We start from the raw sequence: 1,992 nt of genomic DNA on the forward strand, positions 1-1,992 counted from the left end.
CCCGGGCCCCGTCGCCGGCCGGCAGGCCCTGCCCGGCCGGGACGCCGTCCCCCGCACCGGTCATCGGGGGCCGGCCGCCGGCTCCGTGAGCGCGGCCAGGGCCGCCGGCGCCTCGTCGACGGTGTCGACCAGCGCGATCCGCCCCGCCATCGGCCGTCCCTCGGCGAGCGCGCACAGCAGCGGCCAGGCCGGCAGCGTCGTCGTCCAGTGCTCCCGGTCCACCAGGACCATGGGGGCCGGCTCGCCGCGGGAGCCGTAGTAGTTCGGTGTCGCGGCGTCGAAGACCTCCTGCACCGTCCCGGCCGCCCCGGGCAGGAAGACCACGCCGGCGGTGGAGCGGGCCAGCAGCCCGTCCTCGCGCAGAGCGTTCGCGAAGTACTTGGCGATGTGGCTCGCGAACGGGTTCGGCGGCTCGTGACCGTAGAACCAGGTCGGGATGCCCACCGACCGCCCGCCCTCCGGCCGGCGGAGACGGATCTCGAAGGCGGCCCGGGCCCAGTCGGTGACCGAGGGACGGAACGAGGGGGTCTTGCCGAGGACGCCGAGCGCCTCCTCCAGCGCGTCGTCGGCGAACGGGGACAGGTACGCGCCGAGGTTCGCCGCCTCCATCGCGCCGGGGCCGCCGCCCGTCGCGACGGTCAGACCCGTGCGGGCGAGCGCCCGGCCGAGGCGGGCCGCCCCCGCGTACGCGGCGGTGCCGCGCTCCATCGCGTGGCCGCCCATCACGCCCACGACCCGCTCCCCGGCGAGGAATTCGTCGAGCGCGTCGGAGACGGCGTCGTCGTGCACGGCCCGCAGCATCGAGGCGAAGACGTCGCCGTCGTCCTTGGTGTCCTGGAACCAGGCGTAGGCGCGGGCGTCCGGCGTCGCCTCGTAGCCCTCGTCCGCGAGCCCCTCGAAGAGCTGGTCCGGCGTGTACAGCAGGCCGCGGTAGGGGTCGAACGGCAGGTGGGGGACGGGCGGGAAGACCGTCGCGCCGTCCGTGCGGACCTTCGCCAGGGCGGCCGGCTCCATGGGGCAGCCGAGGAAGACCGCGCCGGCCGTGTCGAGGTCCAGCAGCACCGGCGTACGGCCCGTCAGGTCGACCGACTGCACCCGGTATCCGGCCAGGGTGCCCCCGCGCGCCCTGAGGTCGAACTCCTCCGGCGTCTCGATCTCCCGGTCCCCGGGAAGCCCGTCGTCGCCGCCTTCACCCGGTCGCTGTCTCTGCTGAGGTATCGGCACCGCGCCATCGTAGTGCGGCGACGGGGGCGCGCGGCCTCGTTCGGGCGCCCCCGTACTCGCCGACGAGGCGGCTCACCGACCACGGCCCGGCGGCGCGGCACCTGGCGGCTCGGCGATCGCCGGGCTCAGCGGCCCAGCGGTGCCGCGGCGAGCGCCGCGACCAGCCACGTCAGGGGGGCGAACACGGCCGCGAGGACGAGGACGCGCACGCCCGCCGCCGTGCGCAGGACCGCCGCCGGGGTGCCGGCCTCGGCCAGGGAGCGCGAGGTCTCGTGCCGGGACTGCGTGGCCTCGACGGCCGCCGTCAGCAGCGTCGCCACCGCGCAACCGACGACGACCCCGGCGCCGAGCCCGGTCAGCGCGCCGTACGGGCGCTGGTCGCCGGGGCCGTAGAGCGCTGCCGCCGCGAACGCGCCCGACACCACCGCGCACAGCACGCCGAGCGGGCGGCCGATCCTGGCCGACTGCGTCATCAGCGCCCGGCCCGCCAGCAGGCGTACGGCGCCCGGCCGCGCGGACTGGAGCAGCAAGCCGCACAGGTGGCTGATGCCGGGTCCCACCAGCGCGAGCCCGACCGCCGTCAGGGCCCAGCCGGCCAGCACACCGGCGGGGCTCCCGTCGAAGCGGCCGGGCAGCGGGAGCGCCGTCCCGCCACCGCGGCTCGCGTACGTCTCCACGGCCAGGCCCGCCGCCGTCAGGGCGACGCCCCACGGCAGCCCCACCGGCGCGGGCCGCGTGCCCGTCTCCCGTGCCAGGCGGGCCCGGGCG

General features: G+C 77.7%; 1 protein-coding gene and 1 pseudogene. Both read right to left on the reverse strand.

From position 1 onward, the window contains the following. Window positions 1-60: 60 nt before the first annotated feature. Window positions 61-1,224 (reverse strand): LOG family protein, encoded by a 1,164-nt coding sequence (locus L1885_RS27680; protein ID WP_235799889.1) that lies wholly within the window; start codon window positions 1,222-1,224, stop codon window positions 61-63. Window positions 1,225-1,349: 125 nt separating this feature from the next. Next, a pseudogene (locus L1885_RS27685) lies at window positions 1,350-1,992 on the reverse strand (hypothetical protein); the annotation flags it as partial.

It is taken from the genome of Streptomyces fuscigenes (assembly GCF_021556455.1).
Lineage (GTDB): Bacteria > Actinomycetota > Actinomycetes > Streptomycetales > Streptomycetaceae > Streptomyces > Streptomyces fuscigenes.